Source organism: Ruminococcus sp. D54t1_190329_F1, from assembly GCF_015551645.1.
GTDB classification, from domain to species: Bacteria; Bacillota; Clostridia; order Lachnospirales; family Lachnospiraceae; genus Blautia_A; species Blautia_A faecis.
On record NZ_JADNDC010000002.1, the window covers coordinates 1 to 26,259 of the forward strand.

Annotated in this window: 23 protein-coding genes, 1 pseudogene and 1 riboswitch; of the genes and pseudogenes, 22 read left to right on the forward strand and 2 right to left on the reverse strand. The window is 42.8% G+C overall.

Going from position 1 to position 26,259, the window contains the following annotated elements:
• The first annotated feature begins 267 nt into the window (after positions 1-267).
• Positions 268-597, forward strand: a complete 330-nt coding sequence (locus I2D69_RS00915) for a hypothetical protein (RefSeq protein WP_195379234.1) — start codon at positions 268-270, stop codon at positions 595-597.
• Positions 598-661: 64 nt separating this feature from the next.
• Here the strand turns inward: I2D69_RS00915 and I2D69_RS00920 are convergent, their stop codons facing one another.
• Complete coding sequence (locus tag I2D69_RS00920) at positions 662-1,357, reverse strand: GTP pyrophosphokinase family protein (RefSeq protein WP_243243746.1); 696 nt, start codon at positions 1,355-1,357, stop codon at positions 662-664.
• 267 nt (positions 1,358-1,624) lie between these two features.
• Here I2D69_RS00920 and I2D69_RS00925 point away from each other — a divergent pair, with 267 nt between their 5' ends.
• From I2D69_RS00925 to phoU, 5 genes are all read left to right on the forward strand, one after another.
• Positions 1,625-2,485, forward strand: coding sequence for a substrate-binding domain-containing protein (locus tag I2D69_RS00925; protein WP_195379235.1), 861 nt, complete (start codon positions 1,625-1,627; stop codon positions 2,483-2,485).
• Between the two features lie 175 nt (positions 2,486-2,660).
• A complete protein-coding gene (gene pstC, locus I2D69_RS00930; RefSeq protein ID WP_148461214.1) occupies positions 2,661-3,515 on the forward strand; it encodes a phosphate ABC transporter permease subunit PstC in 855 nt (284 codons plus the stop codon).
• Positions 3,508-4,365, forward strand: coding sequence for a phosphate ABC transporter permease PstA (gene pstA, locus I2D69_RS00935; protein WP_173717954.1), 858 nt, complete (start codon positions 3,508-3,510; stop codon positions 4,363-4,365). Before pstC ends, pstA begins: the two co-directional genes overlap by 8 nt.
• Before the next feature lie 18 nt (positions 4,366-4,383).
• Positions 4,384-5,133, forward strand: a complete 750-nt coding sequence (pstB, locus tag I2D69_RS00940; protein ID WP_148461216.1) for a phosphate ABC transporter ATP-binding protein PstB — start codon at positions 4,384-4,386, stop codon at positions 5,131-5,133.
• A 1-nt stretch (position 5,134) separates the two neighbouring features.
• Entirely contained in the window at positions 5,135-5,815 is a 681-nt protein-coding gene (gene phoU / locus I2D69_RS00945; protein WP_195379236.1) for a phosphate signaling complex protein PhoU, read from the forward strand.
• A 150-nt stretch (positions 5,816-5,965) separates the two neighbouring features.
• Here the strand turns inward: phoU and I2D69_RS00950 are convergent, their stop codons facing one another.
• Positions 5,966-7,375: an alanine/glycine:cation symporter family protein gene (locus I2D69_RS00950; RefSeq protein ID WP_195379237.1), complete on the reverse strand. Its 1,410-nt coding sequence runs from the start codon at positions 7,373-7,375 to the stop codon at positions 5,966-5,968.
• Positions 7,376-7,377: 2 nt separating this feature from the next.
• Positions 7,378-7,487, reverse strand: a riboswitch (glycine riboswitch).
• A 796-nt stretch (positions 7,488-8,283) separates the two neighbouring features.
• Between I2D69_RS00950 and I2D69_RS00955 the strand changes: the two genes are divergently transcribed.
• The 16 genes and pseudogenes from I2D69_RS00955 (at position 8,284) to brxC (ending at position 26,251) form a co-directional block, all read left to right on the forward strand.
• The gene (locus I2D69_RS00955; protein ID WP_148461333.1) at positions 8,284-9,750 is read left to right on the forward strand and encodes an aminotransferase class V-fold PLP-dependent enzyme; all 1,467 of its coding nucleotides are present in this window, start codon (positions 8,284-8,286) and stop codon (positions 9,748-9,750) included.
• A 112-nt stretch (positions 9,751-9,862) separates the two neighbouring features.
• Positions 9,863-10,717, forward strand: coding sequence for a polyamine aminopropyltransferase (speE, locus tag I2D69_RS00960; RefSeq protein WP_195379238.1), 855 nt, complete (start codon positions 9,863-9,865; stop codon positions 10,715-10,717).
• A 3-nt stretch (positions 10,718-10,720) separates the two neighbouring features.
• Positions 10,721-11,578 carry an agmatinase gene (gene speB, locus I2D69_RS00965; protein ID WP_195379239.1) on the forward strand — a complete coding sequence of 286 codons (858 nt, stop codon included), beginning with the start codon at positions 10,721-10,723 and terminating at the stop codon, positions 11,576-11,578.
• 43 nt (positions 11,579-11,621) lie between these two features.
• Positions 11,622-12,881: a saccharopine dehydrogenase family protein gene (locus tag I2D69_RS00970; RefSeq protein WP_195379240.1), complete on the forward strand. Its 1,260-nt coding sequence runs from the start codon at positions 11,622-11,624 to the stop codon at positions 12,879-12,881.
• Positions 12,881-14,095 (forward strand): carboxynorspermidine decarboxylase, encoded by a 1,215-nt coding sequence (locus I2D69_RS00975; RefSeq protein WP_195379241.1) that lies wholly within the window; start codon positions 12,881-12,883, stop codon positions 14,093-14,095. Before I2D69_RS00970 ends, I2D69_RS00975 begins: the two co-directional genes overlap by 1 nt.
• A gap of 241 nt (positions 14,096-14,336) precedes the next feature.
• The gene (locus I2D69_RS00980) at positions 14,337-15,704 is read left to right on the forward strand and encodes an MATE family efflux transporter (RefSeq protein ID WP_195379242.1); all 1,368 of its coding nucleotides are present in this window, start codon (positions 14,337-14,339) and stop codon (positions 15,702-15,704) included.
• A 13-nt stretch (positions 15,705-15,717) separates the two neighbouring features.
• Positions 15,718-16,305 carry a cytidylate kinase-like family protein gene (locus I2D69_RS00985; protein WP_118582978.1) on the forward strand — a complete coding sequence of 196 codons (588 nt, stop codon included), beginning with the start codon at positions 15,718-15,720 and terminating at the stop codon, positions 16,303-16,305.
• A gap of 433 nt (positions 16,306-16,738) precedes the next feature.
• Positions 16,739-17,380, forward strand: a complete 642-nt coding sequence (locus tag I2D69_RS00990) for a class I SAM-dependent methyltransferase (RefSeq protein ID WP_195379243.1) — start codon at positions 16,739-16,741, stop codon at positions 17,378-17,380.
• Positions 17,381-17,396: 16 nt separating this feature from the next.
• Positions 17,397-18,197 carry a class I SAM-dependent methyltransferase gene (locus I2D69_RS00995; protein WP_195379244.1) on the forward strand — a complete coding sequence of 267 codons (801 nt, stop codon included), beginning with the start codon at positions 17,397-17,399 and terminating at the stop codon, positions 18,195-18,197.
• 26 nt (positions 18,198-18,223) lie between these two features.
• Complete coding sequence (locus tag I2D69_RS01000; protein ID WP_195379245.1) at positions 18,224-19,174, forward strand: acyl-CoA thioester hydrolase/BAAT C-terminal domain-containing protein; 951 nt, start codon at positions 18,224-18,226, stop codon at positions 19,172-19,174.
• Positions 19,175-19,507: 333 nt separating this feature from the next.
• The gene (locus I2D69_RS01005) at positions 19,508-20,407 is read left to right on the forward strand and encodes an ORF6N domain-containing protein (protein ID WP_330656031.1); all 900 of its coding nucleotides are present in this window, start codon (positions 19,508-19,510) and stop codon (positions 20,405-20,407) included.
• A gap of 141 nt (positions 20,408-20,548) precedes the next feature.
• Positions 20,549-20,674: pseudogene (locus I2D69_RS20600) on the forward strand (helix-turn-helix domain-containing protein); the annotation flags it as partial.
• A 604-nt stretch (positions 20,675-21,278) separates the two neighbouring features.
• Positions 21,279-21,497: a helix-turn-helix transcriptional regulator gene (locus I2D69_RS01015; protein WP_002578407.1), complete on the forward strand. Its 219-nt coding sequence runs from the start codon at positions 21,279-21,281 to the stop codon at positions 21,495-21,497.
• Between the two features lie 14 nt (positions 21,498-21,511).
• Positions 21,512-22,117 (forward strand): DUF1819 family protein, encoded by a 606-nt coding sequence (locus I2D69_RS01020; RefSeq protein ID WP_195379246.1) that lies wholly within the window; start codon positions 21,512-21,514, stop codon positions 22,115-22,117.
• An 11-nt stretch (positions 22,118-22,128) separates the two neighbouring features.
• Positions 22,129-22,689: a DUF1788 domain-containing protein gene (locus tag I2D69_RS01025; RefSeq protein WP_195379247.1), complete on the forward strand. Its 561-nt coding sequence runs from the start codon at positions 22,129-22,131 to the stop codon at positions 22,687-22,689.
• Positions 22,690-22,702: 13 nt separating this feature from the next.
• Positions 22,703-26,251 (forward strand): BREX system P-loop protein BrxC, encoded by a 3,549-nt coding sequence (brxC, locus tag I2D69_RS01030; protein WP_195379248.1) that lies wholly within the window; start codon positions 22,703-22,705, stop codon positions 26,249-26,251.
• Positions 26,252-26,259: the final 8 nt, after the last annotated feature.

Sequence of the window (26,259 nt, forward strand, 5' to 3'; positions counted from 1 at the left end):
TTGTTGTCGTTACTGTTTCTTTCTTCCCTTTCCAGTAACCAGCGATTTTGCAATGTATATTCGCAAGCCGCGCATTTTAGGAGCGGTTTTAGTGGAGGCGAGATCCATGACTTACGGAGACTTAGGCGCGAAGGCTTTCCTGAGCGTCTTAGTCGTAGTTAGTCATTAGCTTGCCGGAACGTTGCGACGCGCGGCGGTGAATATACATTGTAAAATCGCGTCCGGGATAACGACCAACACATTAAATAGCAAAACAGGAGGTTCTACATGGGAAAAAGAAAAAAAGAAGAATTGCCCGATTACACAGTAGCCAATATGGATGTGGATGGTATGCCCTGGAATTCCAGAAGACCATGGCAGATATTTCCTGGAGATCCATCCAGACGCAGAAAAGAATTTGATGTAAAAGTGCCGGAACCGGGAATGGAAAATGAAGTGACGGATAATCTGAGCGCTTTTCAGAATCCGCCGATGACGAAGGAAGAAAGAAGAGGAATCATCTGGCTTTCGCTAAAGGCGTCACTGACTGTGGGACTGATCTTTGGCGGTGCGGCATTTTTGTTTATTTTATTCTGTGTATTCGTGTGGCTGAAATAAAAAAAGAGAACAGCGGTTTTACCTGTGAAAGTGAGCATTTCACAGGTAGAGCCGCTGTTTTTTATTAGATATCATGAAACATTCCGATTTTATTCTTAATTTTTTGCATTTCGTTATCCGTTTCGATTACTGCCTGGGCCGAGCGGAGCAGTTCCTCACTGATCTCTGCATATCCTGGCAGGTCCTCGATTCCCTTCTTGTAGCGGAGCTGATGCTCCAATGTAGCCCAGAAGTCCATGCCGTTGGTGCGGATCTGAAGTTCTACTCTCATAGGTGTTTTCCCCTTGGAGAAGAATACCGGAATCTCCACTATCATATGATAACTACGATAACCATTTGGCTTGGGATTCTTGATATAATCCTTGATTTTAATAACTTTAATATCATCCTGTCCGGCAATCAGATTGGCCACTGTATAAATATCGTCAATGAAAGCACAGACCACCCGGACACCAGCCACGTCATTTAATTGTTCCTGAATATTCTCCGCTGTAAAATCATATCCTAGCTTCTGCAGTTTCCGGTAAATACTTTCCGGTTTCTTTATCCTTGTCTTAATAAAAGATATGGGATTTCGCTTATACTCTACTGAAAATTCATCGTCCAGAACCTCCAGCTTAGTCTGTACCTCCCGGATGGCACATCTATACATCATCATCAGATCATTAAACTTTGCTGCATTTTTGATAAAACGCTGCGGATCTGGCGTATCCAGCCAGGGCGCATTCTTTTCTCCTTCGTTCATAGCGAATCCTTTCATTTTTAACATACAGATTATCCTGCATGAAGAATTTTATATAGTCTTATTATATAAGAAAAACGCTGTGGAAGCAACGGATAAATCCTTAGAGATATCCAGTGAAGGATAAGAAAATATTGTTAAAAAACATATAAAATACCGCTGTCATATTTTACTGTGATTTTACTTTTAAAAGCTAGTGCATTTTACATCCAAACATTAAGATACAACTGTAATCGCGAGAGAGGTAAAAAACATAAGGACCGCGAAGAAAAGGAGAAATGAATTATGAAAAAAGGTTTAGCAGTAGCAATGGCGGCATTATTAGGAGTAGCAACAATGGGAACAACAGCAATGGCAGCAGCTTCCGGAGATATTACAATCTGCTCAAGAGAAGACGGATCCGGTACAAGAGGCGCATTCATCGAACTGTTTGGAATTGAAGAAAAAGATGCAGATGGAAATAAAGTAGACAATACAACTGAGGCAGCAAAGATCACAAATAGCACATCCGTTATGTTAAGCACAGTAGCTCAGGATGTAAATGCAATCGGATATGTATCCCTTGGCTCCCTGGATGACAGCGTAACAGCAGTAAAGATTGATGGTGCTGAGGCAACAGCTGAGAGCATTGAGTCCGGAGATTACAAAGTGGTTCGTCCATTCAACATTGCAACAAAGGATGATGTAAGCGAAGCTGCACAGGATTTCATTACATACATCACGAGCGCAGACGGACAGCAGATCATTGAAGACAACGGATACATCGCGGTAGGTGACAAACCTGCATATGAAGCAGCTGACGTAGAAGGAAAGGTTGTAGTAGCTGGTTCCTCTTCTGTAACACCAGTTATGGAGAAACTTGCTGAGGGCTACAAGGCAGTAAATGACAAAGTTGATATCGAGGTTCAGCAGAGCGATTCTACAACTGGTATGACATCTGCAATCGACGGACTTTGCGATATCGGTATGGCATCCCGTGACCTGAAAGACAGTGAGACAGAGGCTGGTCTTACCGCAACTGTAATTGCAAAAGATGGTATCGCTGTAATCGTAAACAACGATAGTGGTGTTGAGGAGCTTACCAGCGAGCAGGTAAAAGATGTTTACACAGGCAACATCACAACCTGGGAAGACCTTGCAAAATAATAAGAAATAAAGTTACTGTTCACAAAAAACACCTTGCGGAACGTCACTGGTGAATAGTAAAGAAATAAAGTACCTTTACAATTACGAAACATGAAATAGAAAAAGGAATCCTGCAAAGCCGGTCAAAAGCTTTGCAGGATCCAAATTTTCCGAATAAAAAAGGAACTTACTTTATATGAAATCGATCAATGAAACTGTAATGAAATTTGTTTTCCTTGCAGCGGCCTGTACCTCCGTATTAGCCGTTGCATTAATCTGCATTTTCCTGTTTGCAAACGGAATCCCGGCAATGGCGAAGATTGGTCTGCCAGATTTTCTGTTTGGAATGAAGTGGAAGCCGTCCAATGGACTGTATGGAATTTTTCCATTCATTCTGGGAAGTATCTATGTAACAGCCGGGGCCATTGTGGTGGGAGTTCCAACAGCCCTTCTGCTTGCAATCTTCCTTGCATTTTATTGTCCGAAAAAGCTGTATGCACCATTAAAGGCAATGGTAAACCTCCTTGCAGGAATCCCATCTGTTGTTTATGGATTTTTCGGTTTGACAGTGTTTGTCCCGCTGCTTCGACAGCTTACCGGTCATGATGGAAGTACCATGCTGACAGCTTCAGTGCTTCTTGGAATTATGATCCTTCCAACGGTAACCGGCGTTGCAGAACCAGCCTTAAAAAGTGTTCCCACAAGTTATTATGAAGGGGCACTGGCACTTGGAGCAACCCACGAAAAAAGTGTGTTTGGCACTGTTTTCCCGGCTGCAAAATCAGGTGTATTAGCTGGCGTGGTTCTTGGAATCGGACGTGCCATTGGTGAGACGATGGCAGTGATCATGGTAGCCGGAAACCAGACCTGGATGCCCCAGGGACTGTTCAAAGGACTTCGAACCATGACCGCAAATATTGTAATTGAAATGGGCTATGCAACCGATCTTCACAGGGAAGCGCTGATTGCTACAGGTGTTGTACTTTTCGTATTCATCCTGATCATCAACCTGTGTGTATCAGCCCTGAAAAGGAGAGCAGAAGATGAGTAAAAATAAATTATCTTATTGGAAAAATCATCCTGGTTCTGCCATCCTGAGGCTCCTGGTATGGTTATCTGCAATTATTACAGTGGCAGTTATGGCGTTTCTTGTTGGTTTTATTCTGATAAAAGGTGTTGGAAATCTGACACCAGACTTGTTTGCACTGGAATATAATTCTGACAATGCATCTTTGATGCCGGCACTGATCAACACCTTGATCATCACCCTGTTATCTCTGGCGATCGCAGTGCCATTTGGAATTTTTGCAGCAATTTATCTGGTTGAATATGCGAAAAAGGGCAGCAAGCTGGTTAAGATCATCCGTATTACAACAGAGACTCTTCAGGGAATTCCATCCATTATCTTCGGTCTGTTCGGTCTTCTGTTTTTCAGTACCGCTCTCCATTGGGGATATTCCCTTCTGGCGGGAGCTATGACATTGGTGATTATGATCCTTCCGCTGATCATTCGTACTACAGAGGAGGCACTTATGGGTGTCCCGGATGCGTACAGAGAAGCTTCCCTTGGCCTTGGGGCAGGAAAGCTCCGCACCGTGTTTAAAGTGGTGCTTCCAAGTGCAATTCCTGGAATCCTTTCCGGTGTAGTACTTGCGACAGGACGTATTGTTGGTGAGACTGCAGCCCTGATTTATACTGCCGGTTCTGTGGCGAAGGTTCCATCCAGTCTGATGGGATCCGGACGTACCCTGGCAGTACATATGTATGTGCTTTCCAGTGAGGGACTTTACATGGATCAGGCTTATGCTACAGCGGTTATTCTGCTGATCTTCGTACTTGTGCTGAACTGGGTATCCGGTTTCTGTGCAAAGCATTTAAGCAAAGCCACAAACGGACAGTAGTAGGAAAAGAGGAGAATTATGGGTAAAATAGATGTAAAAAATATGGATCTGTACTACAGCAGCTTTCATGCCTTGAAAAATATTAATCTGGAGATTCCGGAAAAGAAGATTACCGCGTTCATTGGTCCAAGCGGCTGCGGAAAATCCACATTGCTGAAATCCTTAAACCGTATGAACGATCTTGTGGAAGGCTGCAAGATCACAGGCGATATTTGTCTGGACGGTGAGGATATTTATGGTGATATTGATGTAAACCTTCTTAGAAAACGTGTTGGGATGGTTTTCCAGAAACCAAATCCTTTTCCAATGAGCATTTATGATAACATTGCATATGGACCTCGTACTCATGGAATTCATTCCAAGGAAAAACTGGACGATATCGTAGAGCGTGCTCTTCGAAATGCTTCTATCTGGGATGAGGTAAAAGACAGGTTGAAAAAGAGCGCCCTGGGTATGTCTGGCGGACAGCAGCAGAGACTTTGCATTGCAAGAGCTCTTGCGGTAGAGCCGGAGGTACTTCTTATGGATGAGCCTACCTCTGCACTTGATCCAATTTCCACATCTCACATTGAGGATCTGGCGTTGGAATTAAAAGACCGTTACACCATCGTGATCGTAACTCACAACATGCAGCAGGCAGCTCGTATTTCTGACAAGACTGCATTTTTCCTGCTGGGTGAGATTATTGAATATAACGATACTACAGAACTGTTTTCCAGACCACAGAACAAGAAAACAGAAGAGTATATTACAGGGAGGTTTGGTTGATATGAGAGATGTGTATACCGCAAAGCTCTCCAGGCTTTCAGATGAGGTCCTGGAAATGGGAAATCTGTGCGGTCAGGCCATCATGAAGACCTGTCAGCTTCTGGCAAGCGTGGAGGTCCGTGAGGCTGCCACAAAGGAGATTGGAAGAATTGAGAAGGAGATTGACGACAAAGAGCATAATATTGAGGCTCTTTGCATGCAGCTTCTTCTGAAACAGCAGCCGGTTGGTACTGATCTTCGCAAAATTTCCGCAGCACTTAAGATGGTAACAGATATGGAGCGAATCGGCGACCAGGCTACTGATATTGCGGAGATTCTGAACACAGGCAGCGTTCATATACCAGTAACAGCCATCCCGCTTCAGGAAATGGCAGATTATGCCATGCATATGGTAAATGACAGTGTTACCGCTTATGTAGAGGGAAAAAGTGACCTGGCAAAAAAGGTGATCAGCAGTGATAATGTTCTGGATAATCTTTTCGATAAAGTAAGAAATGCGTTGGACCAGAACACCATGGACTTTTCCAGTGACGAGGTTCTTGATCTTCTGATGATCTCCAAATACTATGAGCGAATCGGTGACCACGCCACCAACATCGGAGAGTGGGCAGAGTTTTCTGTAGACGGAATCCACAGAAACGGAGACAGCATCAGCGATCTGTTTAATCCGGATTCCTTATAAAAGGATTGGAACAAAGACAGGGGCAAACATGTTTTGCCTCTTTTTGGCAGGAAAGTTACATATAAAAGAACCTTGTCTGACTGGCTAAAAGCATCGTATCAGACAAGGCTCTATGTTTTTCAGGAGAGGAATTCTTTCTTTACTTTTATTTTATTCGTAATTTTTATGTTTTTTAAAGAAATCCATTGTTTCCTTTACGACTACACCGCTTAAAGCAAGCAGCGCAATCAGGTTCGGGAAGGCCATCAAGGCATTGAAGATATCTGCAATGTTCCAGACAGCAGCAACAGTCATGTACGGTCCGAAGAAGACGCAGATGATATATAACCAGCGGTAAGTCTTTACTGCAGTCATGTTGCGGTTGAAAAGGTATTCCAGGCAGCGCTCACCGTAATAATCCCATCCAAGGATGGTTGTGAATGCGAAGAATACCAGGCACAGCATAAGAGCAAAGGAGGCAAACTGTGCAGGGAAGGGAAGTCCTTTCTGGAAAGCTGCGGTAGTAATCGCAACACCCTCAAGTCCTGTATTCCAGGTTTCGGTAATGACAATGGAAAGACCTGTCATGGTACAGATTACAATGGTATCAATAAAAGTACCGGTCATGGAAACAAGTCCCTGACGAACCGGTTCCTTTGTCTGAGCGGCAGCTGCAGCAATCGGAGCACTACCAAGACCAGACTCGTTTGAGAAAATACCGCGGGCAATACCTTTCTGCATTGCCACAACCATGGTTCCTATGGCACCGCCTGCAAGGGCACTTCCGTTGAAGGCTGTTTTTACAATTGTAGCGATGGCACCAGGAACTGCGGTAATATTTGTGATCACAATGATCAGTGCAAGAGCAACATAAAGAACCGCCATAAATGGAACGATGATCTGGGAAACCTTTGCAATACGCTGAATACCGCCAAGAACTACAAGTCCTACACATAAGGTAAGAATCAAGCAGGCGATTACAGTTGCCCAGGAGTATGTATTTCCAAAAAGGGAAACGGTGTGTACGGTATCCGGGTCAAAGAAGTTCTTTACTGCAGAAGCAATACCGTTTACCTGAGTAAAGGTACCAATTCCGAAAAGACCGACTCCGGCTCCAAAGAATGCAAAAATTTTCGCAAGCCATCTCCACTGTTTTCCCATACCATTCTCAATATAATAAAATGGTCCGCCAAGAACGTGTCCGTCCTTGTCGATGGTACGGTATTTGATGGCCAGAAGTCCTTCTGCATATTTGGTTGCCATTCCGAAGAATGCAGCAACGATCATCCAAAACAGGGCTCCGGGTCCGCCGGCAGCAATAGCAGTGGCAACACCTACGATGTTACCGGTTCCGATAGTTGCGGACAAAGCTGTGCAGAGCGCACCAAAGCTTGTGACTTCACCTTCGCCGCCTTCTTCATTTTTTACCATGAATTTCAGTGCTTTTCCCAGATGTCTTACCTGTAAAAAGCCTAACCGAACGGTTAAAAGGAATCCTGTGATCAGGATCAGAATGATTAACGGAAGTCCCCAGACTACTCCGTCAAACCAGGTGATAAAGTTGTTGATTTGTGTAAACATGTTCTCTTTCCTCCATCCTTTTGCCTGAGAGATTAACAGCATTACAAATGCTGCGTACACCTTCGGCGCTCTTCCATAAATTTTTTTGAAGAGACTCTCCTGAGTTACGAAAAACCTGCTTATACATTTTCTATAAAATGTACGAGCATGACGGTCATTCGTACTGTGTAGAAACACACTAATACACAGAATATCATATACGATCATAAATTTCAATGAAAATGTTAGAAAAATATTTTGTTTTGACAAGAAAAATATTTGCCTTTCCTTCATTGCAGCACAGGAGCGCGTTTGGAAAATCATTTCCGCAATCTGCTGGTATCATAAAATGAAACAGTTGACATGCATTTTCATATGTGCTATGCTTATGAAGATTTTGAAAGACAAAGAAAGAGTCTTTTCAAAGCAATTATTTTGGATCACTCCATTTGGGGTTAAGGCCATACGGACAGCCGGGTCCACTGCCGCTGATGGTAACTTTGGTTGCCTTATTGATTGAGTTAGAAGCTCAAATTTTATAAGTTGGTTCCTTTGATAACCACTATGCGCCTGATGCGCAGACTTGTGAAACGGTCAATAAGAGTAGTAAAAGTATGATTGCTATATAGACTCTGACATATATCATCCGGATTTCTATTTTATGTAAATACGAGGATTCCTATATTTATTATAAGTCAATGGAGATAGAATCGGGAAGAATGATCCAAGCAGGTTTGCGGTTTTAAGGCAGCCTGCTTTTTTTGTGTAATAGAAAATCCCGTTGGAATTTCCTATTATATAAAAAGCTCTGCCGGGTAGGATTCCACTGCAGCGGAAGAGCAGATGGCGCTGGAGACGCCCCTTTGCAGGCGAAGAATCCTGCAAACAGGATTCTTTATACAGACAAAGGAACTGGAAATGGAGACGCAATGAACAGAACTCGTTTTAAACTGGACCAGAATCGTGCACCAATTCACGAGGCTCTGGAAAATTTCCGGCGCATGAGGGTGGTACCCTTCGATGTGCCAGGACATAAAAGAGGAAGAGGAAATCCGGAGCTTACTGAGTTTCTGGGGCAGAAATGTGTAGGCGTGGATGTAAACAGCATGAAGCCGCTTGATAATCTCTGTCATCCTGTATCTGTGATCCGGGAGGCAGAAGAACTGGCAGCAGATGCTTTTGGAGCAGCTCACGCCTTTCTCATGGTTGGCGGAACTACAAGCTCCGTACAGACCATGGTGTTAACAGCCTGTAAGAGGGGAGACGAGATCATTCTTCCCCGCAATGTTCACAGAAGTGTGCTGAATGCGCTGGTTCTGTGCGGAGCAATTCCGGTTTATGTGAATCCGGAAGTAGATCAGAGACTTGGAATCTCTCTTGGAATGCGCCGTGAACAGGTGGCAAAGGCAATTAAGGAGCATCCAAATGCAGTGGCTGTGCTGGTAAACAATCCTACCTATTATGGAATTTGCAGTGATCTTCGTGCAATTGTGCGGATGGCTCATGAAGCAGGAATGCTGTGTCTGGCAGATGAAGCCCATGGGACTCATTTTTATTTTGGAGGAGGTCTGCCGGTTTCGGCAATGGCAGCTGGTGCAGATATGGCATCTGTATCCATGCATAAAAGCGGTGGAAGCCTGACCCAGTCCAGCCTTCTTCTGACTGGACCTGACGTCCATGCCGGATATGTCCGTCAGATTATCAACCTGACCCAGACTACCTCTGGAAGCTATCTTCTGATGTCAAGTCTTGACATTTCCCGGCGGAATCTTGCACAGCGCGGACGTCAGATTTTTCATCAGGTAGCAGATATGGCAGAATATGCAAGGGAAGAGATTAACGCCATTGGCGGCTATTACGCATTTGGAAAAGAACTGGTGAATGGAGATTCGGTTTTTGATTTTGACATTACGAAATTAAGTGTACATACCCTGGATATCGGACTTGCAGGAATTGAGGTTTACGACATTCTGAGAGATGAATATGATATTCAGATCGAATTTGGTGATATCGGAAATATTCTGGCTTATCTGTCAATTGGAGACCGTGCCCAGGAAGTAGAGCGGCTGGTAAGTGCCCTTGCGGAAATCCGCAGACGTTTCCAGAAGGATAAATCAGGATTGCTGGATCAGGAATATATTGATCCCCAGGTAGTAACAAGCCCTCAGGAAGCGTTTTATGCAGAAAAATGCAGCCTTCCTCTCCGGGAAACGGAAGGAAAGGTATGCAGTGAATTTGTAATGTGTTATCCCCCGGGAATTCCAATTCTGGCTCCAGGAGAGCGGATCACCCCGGAAATCCTGGATTATATTGAATATGCCAAGGCAAAAGGATGTAACATGACAGGTCCGGAAGATCCGGATATATTACGGTTAAATGTGCTGGAGCATGTTTGAAGTTACTGTGAACGGAGTGAACAGTAACTGTTTGAAAAAGGCTGTCTGCAAATTGTGACACACATTTTGCGGAAATAATTTTAAAACACACTCTGGCAGGGAGGTAAAGAAAATGGAAATGTGGTTTTCGGAATTTCATACACCGGATGTGAAGCATAGTATCCGGGTAAACCGTCAGCTCTACTCAAGGCAGAGCGACTATCAGCGAATTGATATTTTTGAGACACCGGAATTTGGCAGGGTTCTTACACTGGATGGCAATGTAATGCTCACGGAACGTGACGAATTTATTTATGACGAAATGATTACCCATGTACCTATGGCTGTCCACAAAGAAGCCAGGGATATTCTTGTGATCGGAGCAGGAGACGGTGGAGTTGTACGTGAACTGACCAGATATGACCGTGTCCGCCATATTGATCTGGTAGAGATGGATCCCATGGTAGTGGAAGCCTGCCGTGCCTATCTTCCGGGAAATGCCTGCAGGCTTGATGACAGGAGAGTGCATCTTCATTATGAAAATGCGTTGAAATTTATCCGACGCTGTGAAAATAAATATGACCTTATCATCGTGGATTCTTCCGATCCTTTTGGTCCTTCGGAAGGCTTGTTTACCCGTGAATTTTATGGAAACTGTTATAATGCGCTGAAAGAGGATGGAATCATGGTCAATCAGCAGGGAAGTCCTTTTTATTCTGAGGATGCCCACGCCATGCAGCGCAGTCACAAAAGAATTGCAAGTACGTTCCAGATCAGTCGTGTTTACCAGGCACATATTCCTACCTTTGCTGCCGGCTACTGGCTGTTTGGTTTTGCAAGCAAAAAGTACCATCCGGTGGATGATCTGGATACGGAGGCATGGAACGCCCTGAATCTTCGCACCCGTTACTATACCACAAGGCTTCACAGAGGTGCATTTTATCTTCCGGCTTTTCTGGAGGAAATGCTTCAGGAGGTGGAGGACTGATTTATGATTTTACCAAATATTGAGAATTTTATCGGCTGTGACAGCAGCTTTGAGGAAGCAGGGATTGTCCTTTACGGAGCGCCCTTTGATTCTACCACAAGCTTTCGCCCTGGAGCCAGGTTCGGCCCTTCTGCCATTCGTCATGAAAGCTTTGGACTGGAAACCTACAGTCCTTATCAGGACCGCGACCTTACAGATATTCAGGTATTTGACAGTGGAGATCTGGAGCTTTGCTTCGGCAGCAGTGAAATGGCACTTGCTGATATACAGAATCGTGCCTGGGAAATTCTGGAAGCAGGAAAGATACCCTTGCTTTTAGGCGGCGAGCATCTGGTGACGCTAGCGGCTGTAAGAGCCGCAGCCAGAAAGTATCCAGGACTTCATATTATTCATTTTGATGCCCACGCGGATTTGAGGGATGATTATCTTGGTGCCCGCTTAAGCCATGCGTGTGTCATCCGCAGATGTCATGATATTCTGGGAGATGGACGGATCCATCAGTTTTGCATCCGAAGTGGGGAAAGAGAAGAATTCCGGTTTGCAAAGGAGCATACAGATTTTCATCCCTTTACCTTTGAAGGCTTGGAAGAGACCGTACAGGAATTGGACAGGAAGCAGGTTCCGGTATATTTTACCATTGATCTGGATTGCCTGGATCCATCCGTATTTCCGGGAACAGGTACACCGGAGGCGGGAGGCGTAAGCTTCCTTGAGCTTCTTGCTGCTATCCGGAAAGTATCAGAATTAAATATTGTGGGAGCAGATGTTAATGAGCTGGCACCTATGCTGGATCCAAGCGGTGTTTCCACAGCCACAGCATGTAAGGTAGTCAGGGAACTGCTGCTGGCAGTGGCGAAATAAAAACAGCTGCGATAGTGAAATATAAAAAAAGGAGATAAAAAACATGAGCAGAGTACTTGTAATCGGCTGCGGCGGAGTAGCCAGTGTAGCAATCCAGAAATGTTGTCAGGCAGATGAGGTATTTACAGAACTGTGTATTGCAAGCAGGACAAAAGAAAAATGTGATGCCCTTGCCCGGAAGCTGGAGGGAAAAACAAAAACAGTTATTACCACGGCAAAGGTAGATGCAGATGATGTAAACCAGCTGATCCAGCTGATCAATAGTTACAAACCGGATCTGGTAATGAACATTGCACTTCCTTATCAGGATCTGACGATTATGGATGCCTGTCTGGCATGTGGTGTAAACTATATGGATACGGCAAATTATGAGCCCGAAGATACCGATGATCCGGAATGGCGGGCTATTTACGAAAAACGCTGTAAGGAAGCTGGATTTTCCGCATATTTTGATTATTCCTGGCAGTGGGCATACCGGAAGAAATTTGAAGAGGCAGGACTTACTGCTCTTCTTGGCTGCGGCTTTGACCCGGGCGTTACACAGGCATATTGTGCATATGCATTAAAGCATGAGTTTGACCAGATTGATACCATTGATATTCTGGACTGCAACGGAGGAGACCATGGATATGCATTTGCAACCAACTTTAACCCGGAGATCAACCTTCGTGAGGTAAGTGCTCCTGGAAGCTACTGGGAGAATGGACATTGGGTGGAAATTCCTCCGATGGCCATTAAGCGGGAATATGATTTTGACCAGGTTGGCGATAAGGATATGTATCTTCTTCATCACGAGGAAATCGAGTCCCTTGCCCAGACAATTCCGGGAGTAAAGAGAATTCGTTTCTTTATGACTTTTGGACAGAGCTATCTGGATCACATGCGCTGTCTGGAGGATGTGGGAATGCTTTCTACTACTCCGATCAACTATAACGGACAGGAAATTGTTCCCATCCAGTTTTTGAAGGCTCTTCTTCCGGATCCGGCAAGCCTTGGTCCCCGTACCAAAGGTAAAACCAATATTGGCTGTATTTTCACCGGAGTAAAGGATGGACAGGAGAAAACCTACTATATCTATAATGTTTGTGACCATCAGGAATGCTATAAGGAGGTTGGAAGCCAGGCAATCAGCTACACGACAGGCGTTCCAGCCATGTGTGGGGCATTAATGATGCTTACCGGAAAATGGATTCGTCCAGGAGTGTATACAGTAGAAGAATTTGACCCGGATCCATTCCTGGAGGCACTTGACAAATACGGACTTCCACGCAGTGAAAATCATAATCCGGAGCTGGTTGATTAATGGAAAAAACAGATACAAGACCACCCTTTGCAGCATCCGGCGGAATTATTCCGCTGGAATTCCGGAAAATCAAGACGCCTTGTTATGTTCTTGACGAAACAGCGCTTATAAAAAATGCAGAATTAATGGGAAAGATCGCCGAAAGAACTGGATGTAAAATGCTCCTGGCGCAGAAGGCTTTCAGCAATTATGACTGCTATCACCTTTTGGAGCCATATCTGGCTGGAACAGAAGCAAGTGGACTGTACGAAGCAAGGCTTGGCGCCCAGGAGATGCCAGGAAAAGAGGTACATGTTTTTTGTGCCGGATACCGTGAGGATGAATTTGAGGAGCTGCTTTGCTTTGCAGATCATATAGTGTTTAACTCACCCTCCCAGCTTCTTCGATTTGGAAAAAGAGCGAAGCAGGCCGGGAAAAGTGTAGGGCTCAGGATCAATCCGGAATGCTCTACCCAGGAAGGACATGCAATTTATGATCCCTGTGCCCCAGGCAGCCGTATGGGTACCACGAGAGCACAGTGGGAGGCTGCTGTGAAAATGCATCCGGATCTGACCGGATTATTGGATGGTATTCACTTTCACACCCTTTGCGAGCAGGATTCCTCTGATCTGGAAACTACTCTTGCAGCGGTAAAGGTGAAATTCGGAGATCTGATTTCTAAGGTAAAATGGCTGAACCTGGGAGGAGGACATCATATTACAAGACCAGGTTATGATATTGCACGGCTTGAAAAGTGCATTGAGGCGGCAAAGGAAGAATGGAAGGTGGATATTTACCTGGAGCCTGGAGAGGCATGGGCTTTAAATGCCGGTTTCTTTCTGACAACTGTGCTGGATGTGCTGCAAAATGGTGATACCCGGCTTGCAATTTTGGATGGAAGTGCTGCATGTCATATGCCGGACGTTCTGGAAATGCCTTACCGTCCGCCACTTCTTGGAGCAGGGGAGCCAGAAGAGAATGTCGTTACAGTCCGTCTTGGAGGACCAACCTGTCTGTCCGGGGATGTTATAGGAGATTACAGCTTCCAAAAGCCTTTGGCATACGGAGATCTTCTCATGTTTGGCGATATGGCCATATATACAACCTGCAAAAACAATACCTTTAACGGAATGCCCCTTCCTGATATCTGGCTGCGGCATGGTGATAAAACCATGGAACGTCTGACGGATTTCGGTTACGAGGATTTTAAAGGCAGACTTGGACACCGCAGGTGATCATAAAAAATCGCAGGTGATCATAAAAAATCTGTTTGACTTTTTGAAAAACAGGCAATATAATTAAATCAAACGAGTAGCAGGTAAGCGTAAATCCAGTTTACAAGCTGCTCGTTTTTTATTTTGCTAAAAATGAATAATATCGCCATGAAAAAGTGTGTAGCCTGTCAGCGTAAGTCCAGCTTATATGACAGAGTGCGCACTTTTTTTGTGCAGAAAAAAAGAGAGGAGTTAAAGCAAAATGGCGGAAAGCAACAAGATGAAGGAGATGCCGGTGAATAAGCTGATGGTCCAGATGGGAATTCCGATGATCTTATCCATGGCATTGCAGGCAGTCTATAACATTGTAGACAGCGCATTTGTAGGAAATATGAGAGTGGGCAGTGAATCAGCACTAAATGCACTGACTTTGGTATTCCCGGTTCAGATGCTTATGGTGGCAGTAGGAATTGGAACAGGTGTAGGAACCAATGCACTTCTTGCAAGAACACTGGGACAGGGAAACCGTAAAAAAGCTGCGAAGGTAGCAGGAAACAGTCTGTTTTTGGGTGTGATCATTTATGTGGTTTGTTTATTGTTTGGCATCTTTGGAGTGAGAGCATATATTTCATCTCAGACAGTAGATGCGGAAGTACTTGAGATGGGAGTCAGTTATCTGCGGATATGTTGTGTGATTTCTTTTGGAATCATCTTCTTTTCCTTATTTGAAAAGCTGTTACAGGCTACAGGACGCTCTCTTTATTCTACAATCGGTCAGGTGGTTGGAGCAGTTGTAAATATCATTCTTGATCCGATCATGATCTATGGTATTGGACCTTGTCCGGAAATGGGAGTGAAAGGTGCAGCCTACGCAACTGTAATTGGACAGGTAGCATCCGCAGTATTACTGCTTATCTTTCATATCAAATTAAATAAGGAATTTGAGCATGGGGCAAAATACATGAAGCCGGACGGCGGAATTATCAAGGAAATCTATGCGATCGGACTTCCGGCGATTATCGCTCAGGCACTGATGTCTATTATGGTTTATGTGATGAATCTGATCCTGAAGTTCAATCCGTCAGCACAGACAGCTTATGGATTGTTCTATAAGGTGCAGCAGTTTGTTCTCTTCCTTGCATTTGGTCTGCGAGATGCGATCACTCCGATCATTGCATTTGCTTATGGAATGAGAAGTAAAAAGAGAATTCAGGATGGTATTAAATATGGACTTATTTATACCGTTGCATTAATGATTATAGGAATTGCAATTACGGAGATTTTCCCTGGAGCATTTGCAACGCTGTTTAATGCAGGACAGTCCAGAGAATATTTTATCGGCGCGATGAGAGTGATCTCGGTAAGCTTCCTGTTTGCCGGAATCAATGTTGCTTATCAGGGTATTTATCAGGCACTGGACGGTGGTGTGGAATCATTGGTTATTTCACTTTTGAGACAGCTTATTATCATCCTGCCGCTGGCAGGAATCTTTTCCCTGTTTGTAAGAAATGGTCAGGTGGGCGTTTCCCTGATCTGGTGGGCATTTCCGATTACAGAAGTAATTGCATGCCTGGTGGGCTATGTATTTTTAAAGAGAATCAGAAAAAACAAAGTTGATGCTTTGCGTTAAGGAGGAACTGGAAATGGCAAAAAGAATCATTACAATCAGCAGAGAATTTGGAAGCGGTGGACGTTTTATCGGAGAAGAAGTCGCGAAGAAGCTGGGAATTGCTTATTATGATAAAAATGTTATTAATGAAATTGCAGAAAAGTCCGGATTATCGCCAGAATACATTCAGGAAAATGCAGAATTATCTCCGAAAAAAGGGATGTTTGCATATGCACTTGCCGGACGTGACATCACAGGAAGATCTGTGGAGGATATGGTACATGAGGCGCAGAGAAAAGTTATTTTAGAACTAGCCGAGAAGGCCCCTTGCGTGATCATTGGAAGAAATGCGGACTATATCCTGAAAGACCGTGATGATGTGCTGAATGTATTTATTCATGGAAATATGCCGGAGAAAACACAGCGGATCATTCGATTATATAATGTAGATGAGAAGAAAGCTGTGAAAATGATGGCAGACACAGATAAAAGACGTATGACAAATTATAACTTTTACACGGAGCATAAATGGGGAAAGGCCAGTAATTATACGTTGTGCCTGAACAGTTCACAGCTTGGATATGACAGATGTGAGAAGATCATTATGGAATGTATTAAATAACAGGAGGTGTATACTGTTTACTACAAATTGCTGTTGGTTCCAGGGCAGGAATATTAGACGAAATAGTTAGTGAGGTTTCTATGGCAATTTCTATTTTTCGCTATGGATGGAAAAATATGGATTCTTCTGAATGTGAGACATAATGACAAAATCTGCTTGATAAACCAGATAAAGGTGATATACTGGATGCATAAGAAAAGAAACCGTGTGGAATTACAGTTTTGTTTTCACACGGTTTTTTAGAAAATATGAGTTAGACAATGCTAACATTGGTTGCTTGCTTGAAAAAGAGGGCAGATTTCTATGAAAATATTGATTTATGGAAAATGAATATTTTTGGTTTCCTGTCTTTACAAATTCTAATGGTTATGTGAAAAAAACTGAAGACATGTGAATGTAAGGCGAAAACAGCACAGTGATTGGAGGAAAAAGCATGAGAAACGAAGAATACAAAAGGTTGTCGATTGCTGAATTTACAAAAGCAGCAGGAAGATATGAAAGTAACCATGCGGGTATATACGAAATGTGTAAGAAGGATTATCCAGATATTCTGGCGGAGCTGGAGAAAGAGTCGTTTAGAGAATTGTTGGATGCAGGCTGTGGTCCGGCTCCAATGATTTCTTTATTATCAGAAAAATATCCAGACAGGCATTATACCGGGTTGGATCTGACTCCTGCGATGATCGAACAGGCAAAAAAGAAAGAGATTCCAAATGCAACATTTGTTGTGGGAGACTGTGAAAATTTTCCTTTTGAAAACGATTCATTTGATGCAATTATTTGTTCTATGAGCTTCCATCACTATCCAAATCCACAGGCATTTTTTGACAGTGTGAAAAGATGTCTTCGCCCAAATGGAAGATTGATTCTGAGAGATGTGACCAGTGACAATAAAGTATTGGTATGGCTGATGAATACACTGGAAATGCCTTTGGCAAATATATGTGGACACGGAGATGTCCGGGTTCCGACAAGAGATGTGGTCATGAAATGCTGTAGGAAAGCAGGATTAAAAGTAGAAAAATTTGAAATCCGTAAAGGTATGAGGATGCATTGCGTTGTAAGAAAACAATAGAAGAAGGCAATAGACAATGAAAGAAAAAGTGAATGTGACAGGTGTGCCGGAAACGATGGTACAGACTTTGTATGCAAGAGCAAAAGAAACAAAAAAGCAAAATGCCAAAATCAAGGATGAGATTGCAGTAGAACTTGTGGAGAAGCTGGACTATAACTTTTCCAAAGCAGATAAGGATAAAGCCATGAATTATGGCGTAATTGCTAGAACAATCGTATTAGACCGGATGGTTAAGCAATATCTGGAGAAGCATGCAAATACAGTTGTTATAAATATTGCATGTGGACTGGATACCAGATGTTATCGGATGGAGAGAAAATATCTGCACTGGTACAATGTGGATCTGTCAGAAACGATGAAGATAAGGAGTCAGTTCCTTACCGAAACTGGTCCGGTATATCAGATTGCAAAGTCTGCAATGGATGAATCCTATGTAGATGATATCGATTATCATGGTGAGAATGTTCTGTTAATAATCGAAGGTCTTACAATGTATTTGTGTGAAAAGGATATTAGAAAAATGTTTTCTATTATTGAGAAATCATTCCAGAAGGTAACCGTAATGATTGAAACCATGTCCCCTTTTGTTGTAAAACATGTGAAAGAAAAATCTATAGAGGGGAGCAATGCAAAATTCACATGGGGAGTTAAGAATGGAAAGGAACTGCAAAGAATCATACCGGCATTTTCTGTTCGACAGGAAGTCAGTCTGATTGAAGGAATGAAAGAGCTTATGCCGATTTATCATGTGATAGGAAAGTTTCCAATCGTTCGGAACATCTCAAATAAAATAATAGTTATGGAGAAACATGGCTGATATTATACGAGCAGGAGATGATACAGATGAAGAAAAGTCATTTTGATGTGGAAACAGATGGATTTTATGGCGCATACTGGAAATGCAAATCAGATTCAGACTGTGCGATGATCGCCATGATCGGGGATGATTCAGAGGATTATCTGGCGCGTACATCCGTGAAATGGTTGCATAAACTCGGTGTGAATGTGATGACGATGTCACCTGGGAAAAAGGATTATGGACATCATAATTATCCGCTGGAACGTATAGAGAAAGCAATCAATTGGTTAAAAGTGCATGGTAATCAGAAGATAGGAATTGTCGGGGTATCTACGACAGGAACACTTGCCTTAACTGCCGCTTCTTATTTTGCAGATATTACATTGACGATTGGTCTGACACCGAGTGACTTTATCTGGCAGGGATTTATGCAGGGCAAAAAAGATGGCTGTAAGGAATGGCCGATTGAGGGAGAATCTCTTTTTTCGTATAAAGGAGAACCACTTCCGTACATGCCTTTTTTCTATAAACATCCGGATTACTGGCATGTAATTGAAAAAGAAACAAAGCGAACCGGTGATATGATTAATTCAAGAAAACTGTTTGACGATTCGGAAAAGGCTCATCCAATCCAAGAAGACGAGATGATCAAGATTGAAAAAATCAATGGAACATTATTGCTGATTGGTGCGGAAGATGATGTGTTGTGGGATACTACAAAATACATCCGCCGAATGAAGCAGCGTATAAAAGAACATCCGCATACATGCAGATTAGAGTCTGTAATTTATGAGCATGGAACCCATTTTGTTTTTCCAGAAAGCATGCTAAAGACAATGCTTCCGGTTGGTTCCGGACTCTTTGTGAGACTGGCATTTCAGGCAGCAAGAAAACATCCGAAAGAATGTCGCAGAGCACGTCTGGATATTGACCAGCGGGTGAGAAATGCTGTTGCAAAATGGAAGAGAGTAGATAGATCTTTTAAAAGTGGATAAAGCAGCTAGAGAACGGGAAGAAGTGATCCTGAAACAGTTAGAAGAAAAAGAACCACTGCCGGATAAAGAGAAAGATTAGATGGCATGGGTGAGAGTAGCCAACCAGCACAGAGCGATTGCAGAAGAGATTATTCTCAAGGAATTGATTTATGTTTAAATGAAGGTGATGAGGTCGTGGATTGCGACCTCATTATTGTATGAAAAATAGCAGTAGGCAGAATGAGAAAAATAGGGTAAAATGGGAACATGGATTTTGGAAACTCATAAGAAATGATTGTGCGGTAAAGTAACTTGAAATGCCAGTTTGGCATTTCAAGTTATAGAGGAGATGGAATGGCGGATCAGAAAGTAAAAGAAATGGAACCAGTGGAAACACAAATAGTTGAAATCATGCCACCGGACATTGAAAATCTGATTTATGTGGTAAGAAACAAACAAGTTATGGTGGATAGTGATCTGGCAATGCTTTATCAAGTAGAAACAAAAGCTTTAAATCGTGCAGTAAAAAGAAATATAAAACGATTTCCAGAAGATTTTTGTTTTCAGCTTACAACAGAAGAAACAGAATCTTTGAAGTGCCAATCTGGCACCTCAAAAATACAAGAGCCAGAAAAAAAGGATGGACGAGGTGGCAGACGTACGCTACCGTATGTATTTACAGAGCAGGGAATATCCATGCTGGCCAGTGTATTGCATAGCGAGGTGGCAATTAATGTAAGCATAGGTATTATGCGTGCATTTGTAGAAATGCGACGGTTTATAGCCAACAATGCACTTTTGTTTGAAAGGATTAGTAACGTTGAGCTAAAACAACTGGAATATCAGAAAAAGACAGATGAAAAGCTGGAGCAAATTTTTGAGTACATATCAGATCATGAGGAGTCTAATCAAAAGATATTTTTTGATGGTCAGATATATGATGCGTTCAGTTTACTAATAGGACTGATTCAGAAGGCAGAAACGGAAATTGTTCTGGTAGATGGATATGTGGATGTAGGAACATTAAATATTTTGTCAAAGAAGAAAGAAAATGTGGCGGTGACAGTTTATACACTGCAACGGACAAAATTATCTCAAACAGATGTAGATAACTTTAATGCACAGTATCCTAAACTGGATGTGAAGTACACAAGAGCATTTCATGATCGATTTTTAATTCTTGATAAAACGAAAGCATATCATGTTGGTGCGTCTTTGAAGGATGCAGGTAAAAAATGCTTTGGAATAATCTGATTGAAGATGCAGGTATTGTAAGGGATATTTTACAGAGATTAGAATTAGAAACAGAAGAATAGAAAAGTAAGTTATGCAGAAAGGCGTGAGTCATAAGAATATGGCTTGCGTCTTTTTCTGTCTGGAAAGGAAGTGGGGAGCATGGCACAGATTTTTCGTGTAGAGAGAACTAAGAATTTTACGGTAATGAGTAATCATCATTTCAAGAATAAGAATCTGACATTGAATGCGAAAGGGCTATTATCGCTGATGTTAAGTTTGCCAGAGCTATTCTTCGAGAATCACGAAATGCAAGACGAAATTCGGAAATTAAACGACGAAATTCATCGTTTGACAACCGAACTGTCCGAAACGCAGAAGCTGAATCAATTGCTTCAGAAGAACAACGACGATTTGAGGAACAGAAACGGTTTGAAGAGCAGGAGCGAGCAAGAGCTGCTCGAAGAAGAAATAAAAGACGTTCGGGACCAGAACTCTAAATTGCAGATACAGGTGAATAAATCATCTGTGCAAGCTGTTGATGAGGCATATAGAAAACAAAAAGAAGCAGAAAAACAATTACGGTCATTAAAGCATCAGGCGGAACAGAATAGAAAGATAGCTGAGAAGGAAGTGCAAAAATTGAAAAAAAGGATAAGATTGCAATCAGAGAAAATAAACGAGATAAAATTTTTCTGTGGAATCGGATATATAGTGGCACTTGTACTTTCAGCTTGTCTTATTAAGATGTGCTTCTTGTGATTTTAAATGCGATATTTCAGAATTGAATTACGATTTTTGATAGACTAGATTGTTTGAAACGCATTTTTATGATATGATGATAAATACCATGTGAACAGATATTTCAAGCAAATAAGATTGAGGTGAAAAAATGGCAGTTAGTTACAAGAAATTGTGGAAATTGTTAATTGATAAAGAAATGATGAAGAAAGATTTGCGTGCAATGACAGGAGTTAGTACAACAACGATGTCTCGATTATCAAAAGATGAAAATGTAAGTACAGAGATTCTGTCAAAGATATGTTCTGCTTTGAATTGTGACGTGGGAGATATCATGGAATTTGTTCCTGATAAAAAAGAGGAGCAGTAAGGAGGTACGGGAACATGGATCATTCTTATCCTTATATTGCATCTTTGACCAGAGAGCCGTTCCTTTTCTACGAAATGCGTTCTACCGCAAAGCTAATGGTAGAAGGAAATTCCGATGATGCAATTGTTAAAGAAATTGTAGAGCAGAATCTTTTCCAGTACCCAACGGAAAAATCTATCACACGCATGGCAAAAGCTTGTATAAAACGGCTTCATGCACTGGAAGATGATTCACTGGTTGCTGCGATTGCGTCACAGCCAACGGATGTAGCAAAACAGATTTGTCTTTATGCATTGATGAAGCAGAGTCGACTGGTTTGGGAATTTATGCTGACAGTTATTGGTGAGAAGTACAGATTAAGAGATACGTCTTTTGGTAAGATAGATTTGAATACATTTTTTATGCGCTTGCAGGAGCAGAATGATACCGTAGCTTCCTGGAGCGATACTACAATAACAAAGTTAAAACAGATCATTGCCAGGGTGCTTGTCGAAACAGAATATCTCGACAATCTCAAGGCAGATCATTTGAATCCAGTATGGCTGCATCCTGTTTTGGAGAATGCCATCAGAAGCAATGGCGATACGGCGATACTGCCAGCGTTTAATTGCTTTTCGTAGGAGGTAGCCTGATGAGTGATATAAAAGAACGCCTGGACAAAGTTCGGGCATTGATTCAGGAACCGGAGTTCCTGGAAGGCAAGGGACTCAGCAATGAGGTGAATATCAGAATCTTCTGTTATGAACCGGAGAATGAAATGGTTGTCCGTCATTTTGTGAATCAGCTGGAAACTGATCAGTCCTTAGATTGCCATTTGATCGTTTGTAATTTATATAAAACATTTCTCTCTATCTGCGATGATATGGACATCACAGATGCGATTCCCGATATGGAAGAAGCTGACGGAAGTGCTTATCTTCTGGAGCAGCTTAACTCCGCAATCGGCAATGGAGAGTTCATTGATAAAATCCAGTATGAGCCACACGAACCGGGTGATGTGCTGATGCTGACAGGTGTGGGCGAGGTGTTCCCGTTTATGAGAATCCATACGTTATTGGAAGCCTTGCAACCGTATTTTTCGGATGTTCCGATTTTGGTTATGTATCCGGGTGAGTTTGATGGTCGTCATGTAAAACTATTCAATCGTTTGACACCAAATGATTATTACCGGGCATTCAGTGTCATAGATTAAGGGGGATAAAGCCATGATGATTCGAGATATGTTTGCGGATGACATTAACCGCAAAATCAATGGTGTAATTAAAGTAGATCAGGCTGCTGATGATGTAATCGAGCAGGAGTTAAATGAATATGTCATTACCAGAGAATTGAAGAAACACTTCATTACGTTCTTCAATTATTACGGTGATGCTTTTGACCAGCCGACAGCTGATATGGGTGTTTGGATTTCTGGTTTCTTTGGAAGTGGTAAATCTCACTTCTTGAAAATGCTTTCCTATCTTTTGGAAAATAAAGAGGTAAAAGGCATTCGCAGTGTGGAGCGTTTCCGTAAAAAGTTTGAGGATGACCCGGCAACCTTTATGCTGATTGATCGTGCCACAAAGGGACAGACCGAGACAATTCTGTTCAATATTGATATTGAGGGATTCAGCAATAAAGATAAGACTGCGGTTCTTCGTGTATTTGCCAAAATGTTCTACAACCATCTGGGATTTTACGGTGAGAATCTGAAAGTTGCCATGATGGAGCGTTATATTGACCAGCAGGGAAAAACTGAGGAGTTTCGCAGAGTTTTTGAAGAAAAGAAAGGAAAGCCTTGGCTTGAAATGCGCCGTGCCTTTGCTTTCAATGGCAAGTTCATCATCCCGACATTGATGAAAGTTCTGGATATGAGTGAGGACGATGCCAAGGCGTGGTTCAATGATAAAACCGCAACAGAGATTTCTATTGCACAGCTTGTGGAAGATATGAAAGCCTATGTAGATACTAAACCTGCAAACTTCCGTCTGCTGTTTATGATTGACGAGGTTGGTCAGTATGTTGGTACGGATACCGATATGCTTTTGAACCTCCAGTCTCTGACCGAGAAAATCGGAAGTGAGTGCGAAGGTAAGATTTGGGTGATCTGTACCGGACAGGAAGCCATTGATGAAATCATTAAAGTTCGTGCTGATGAGTTCTCTCGTATCCAGGCACGTTTCAAGACAAGACTGAGCTTATCTTCTTCCTCCGTGGATGAAGTTATCCAGAAGCGTATCTTGAAAAAGAAGCCAGAAGCAACCGAAGATTTGGAAGGTGTTTATGAGCAGAATGATTCTGTTCTTCGTAACCTGTTCAGCTTTAGCGGTTCTATTCTGGATATTAAAGGTTATTCCGGTCCGAGAGAATTTACAGAGAACTTCCCATTCGTGCCGTATCAGTTCATCATCATGCAGAAAGTATTTGCTGAAATCCGGAAACATGGAAATTCCGGCAAGCACCTGTCCGGTGGTGAGCGTTCTATGCTTTCCGGTTTCCAGGAAGCTGCACAGAAAATTCAGGAGAAGGATGAATACGCACTTGTTCCATTCTTCCGTTTTTACGATACCGTACATACTTTCCTGGACGGTTCTATTCGCCGAGTAATTGAGCGTTGTCAGAAAGCTGCTGACAACGTGGATGGCATTGAACAGCAGGATGTGGATGTGCTGAAACTTCTGTACTTGATTCGATATATTGATGATATTCCTTCTAATCTGGACAATATCGTTATCCTTATGGCGGACGATATTCGTGTGGATAAGATTATCATGCGTGAAGCTGTCCGTGGATGCCTTGACCGTCTGATGAGCCAGAACTATATTGGCAGAACTGGCGATACTTATAATTTCCTGACCGATGAGGAACAGGACATTCAGCGTGAAATCCGGGATACCAATGTGGATACCGCTTCTATCGTGGAGCGTATTGCTCAGATGATTTACGGTGATATTTTCACAACCAAGAAGTTCCGTTATGGGAAATATGACTTTGCTTTCGATCAGATGGTGGACGGCATTACGGTTGGTGTGGCAACTGGCGGTATGCGTCTGCGTTTCCTGACCGTGGCTACTGATGCCATTGAAAAAACAGATTACCGTCTGATGGCGGAATCCAAAGGTAACGAAGCAATCGTGGTTCTGGCTGACACGCCTTACTATGAATCTCTGGAATCTGCTATGAAGATTCGCAAGTACGTAAAGCAGAGAAATGTAAGCCAGCTTCCAAAAACTGTGCAGAAAATCATCAGTGACCAACAGGACGAAGCCGGAAAATATGAGCTGAGTGCAATGACCGAATTGCAAAATGCCATTGAAAGGGCGCAGTTCTATGTAGACGGCGAACATCTGGAAATTAAAGCCGGAAATGCCAAAAGCAAGATTGACCAGTCTCTTGAATATCTGGTTGCTCATGTATATAGCAAGCTCGACCTGATTACAGATAATGCAGGAAGTGACGCAGATATTATTGCAATTCTGACAGGTGCGGTAACGGCACTTCCGGGCATGGAGCCAAACCGTGATGCTGCTTCTGCTATGGAAGAATATCTGGAAATGCAGGATGCGAAAAAACTGCCGACATCTATGGCAGACGTACAAAGCAAATATAGTGCAATTCCGTATGGATGGAAAGAAATTGATATTGCTGCGGTTACGGCACAGCTGATTTATTCCCAGAAAGTAACCATCAAGTATGCAGGCAATACCATTCAGCCAGATAACCCGAAATTGCCAGATATGCTCCGCAAAAAGAGTGAGATCGGCAAGACTTCCATCAGCAAGCGTAAAACCATTTCTGCTACGATGATGCGTGATGTAAAAGCGATGCTCCGAGAGTATTTCGATATCATGGATGTACCGGATGATGAAGATGGTCTGATTCGCTTTGTGACTGAGAAATTCAGTGAACAGCGTGATTACTATGCTTCTTTGGATGCCCGTTATGACGGACATAAATACCCGGATCGTGGATTGGTGCAGGAAGCCATTCATCTGATGGACGATGTACTTTCTCAGAAGAAAGACAATATTGCCCTGATTGAGCGTGTGCTGAAAAAAGAGGATGCTCTTTTCAACAATAAAGAAGCCATGAGCAACGGCATTGAAAACTTCTTCAAAACCCAGGTAACAGTATTCGACCAGGCAGTGCAGTTTGAAAAATCTCTGTACGACGATCTTGACCGAATTGCAGAAAATGAGGAAGCACATAAGGCACTGAATACCATTCGTCTGATTACGATGGTTCAGACTGGAAGCAAGTTCAACTATACCCGGATTCGTGAACTGAATCCGTTGATGGATACGGTTCGCACCTCCCATGACAAGATGCTGGAAGAAAAACGTGTTGAGGTTCTGGAAACGGTTCGTCAGTGTATGGAAGCAACCCACACTGCCGCAAACGGTGATTCCAAGGCATCACATTTGATTGAAAAATCAGACAAATATTTCAGCCAGTGCAAGGAGAAAATTGCAGAATTAAAGAGCCTTGCCCTTCTGGATGCTATGTTCTTGCCGATGTGTCAGTACAAGGATGATACGGTCAGCAATATCGAGTCTGTTCTGGCTCCGCCTGCACCGAAGCCGCCAGTACAGCCGACACAGCCGGGAAAAGAAGCAGCTCCGGCAAAGAAAAAGGTTGTTCGTGCTTATAACCGTCAGGTTGTATTCCAGGCAAAGACCTTACAGACGGATGCGGATATTGATGATTATGTAGAGAAAATTCGTTCTCAGCTGAAACAGTTGCTGAAGAATTGCGACGAAATTAAGCTGAATTAAGGAGACGA

Coding starts and splice junctions, on each gene's coding strand:
- I2D69_RS00990 (WP_195379243.1), top strand. CDS start 16,739: ATGAGAAACGAAGAATACAAAAGGTTGTCGATTGCTGAATTTACAAAA.
- brxC (WP_195379248.1), top strand. CDS start 22,703: ATGATGATTCGAGATATGTTTGCGGATGACATTAACCGCAAAATCAAT.
- I2D69_RS01020 (WP_195379246.1), top strand. CDS start 21,512: ATGGATCATTCTTATCCTTATATTGCATCTTTGACCAGAGAGCCGTTC.
- I2D69_RS00915 (WP_195379234.1), top strand. CDS start 268: ATGGGAAAAAGAAAAAAAGAAGAATTGCCCGATTACACAGTAGCCAAT.
- I2D69_RS01015 (WP_002578407.1), top strand. CDS start 21,279: ATGGCAGTTAGTTACAAGAAATTGTGGAAATTGTTAATTGATAAAGAA.
- I2D69_RS00970 (WP_195379240.1), top strand. CDS start 11,622: ATGAGCAGAGTACTTGTAATCGGCTGCGGCGGAGTAGCCAGTGTAGCA.
- I2D69_RS00955 (WP_148461333.1), top strand. CDS start 8,284: ATGAACAGAACTCGTTTTAAACTGGACCAGAATCGTGCACCAATTCAC.
- speE (WP_195379238.1), top strand. CDS start 9,863: ATGGAAATGTGGTTTTCGGAATTTCATACACCGGATGTGAAGCATAGT.
- I2D69_RS01025 (WP_195379247.1), top strand. CDS start 22,129: ATGAGTGATATAAAAGAACGCCTGGACAAAGTTCGGGCATTGATTCAG.
- pstC (WP_148461214.1), top strand. CDS start 2,661: ATGAAATCGATCAATGAAACTGTAATGAAATTTGTTTTCCTTGCAGCG.
- I2D69_RS00950 (WP_195379237.1), bottom strand. CDS start 7,375: ATGTTTACACAAATCAACAACTTTATCACCTGGTTTGACGGAGTAGTC.
- I2D69_RS01005 (WP_330656031.1), top strand. CDS start 19,508: ATGGCGGATCAGAAAGTAAAAGAAATGGAACCAGTGGAAACACAAATA.
- phoU (WP_195379236.1), top strand. CDS start 5,135: ATGAGAGATGTGTATACCGCAAAGCTCTCCAGGCTTTCAGATGAGGTC.
- I2D69_RS00980 (WP_195379242.1), top strand. CDS start 14,337: ATGGCGGAAAGCAACAAGATGAAGGAGATGCCGGTGAATAAGCTGATG.
- I2D69_RS00975 (WP_195379241.1), top strand. CDS start 12,881: ATGGAAAAAACAGATACAAGACCACCCTTTGCAGCATCCGGCGGAATT.
- pstB (WP_148461216.1), top strand. CDS start 4,384: ATGGGTAAAATAGATGTAAAAAATATGGATCTGTACTACAGCAGCTTT.
- I2D69_RS01000 (WP_195379245.1), top strand. CDS start 18,224: ATGAAGAAAAGTCATTTTGATGTGGAAACAGATGGATTTTATGGCGCA.
- I2D69_RS00995 (WP_195379244.1), top strand. CDS start 17,397: ATGAAAGAAAAAGTGAATGTGACAGGTGTGCCGGAAACGATGGTACAG.
- I2D69_RS00925 (WP_195379235.1), top strand. CDS start 1,625: ATGAAAAAAGGTTTAGCAGTAGCAATGGCGGCATTATTAGGAGTAGCA.
- pstA (WP_173717954.1), top strand. CDS start 3,508: ATGAGTAAAAATAAATTATCTTATTGGAAAAATCATCCTGGTTCTGCC.
- speB (WP_195379239.1), top strand. CDS start 10,721: ATGATTTTACCAAATATTGAGAATTTTATCGGCTGTGACAGCAGCTTT.
- I2D69_RS00920 (WP_243243746.1), bottom strand. CDS start 1,357: ATGAAAGGATTCGCTATGAACGAAGGAGAAAAGAATGCGCCCTGGCTG.
- I2D69_RS00985 (WP_118582978.1), top strand. CDS start 15,718: ATGGCAAAAAGAATCATTACAATCAGCAGAGAATTTGGAAGCGGTGGA.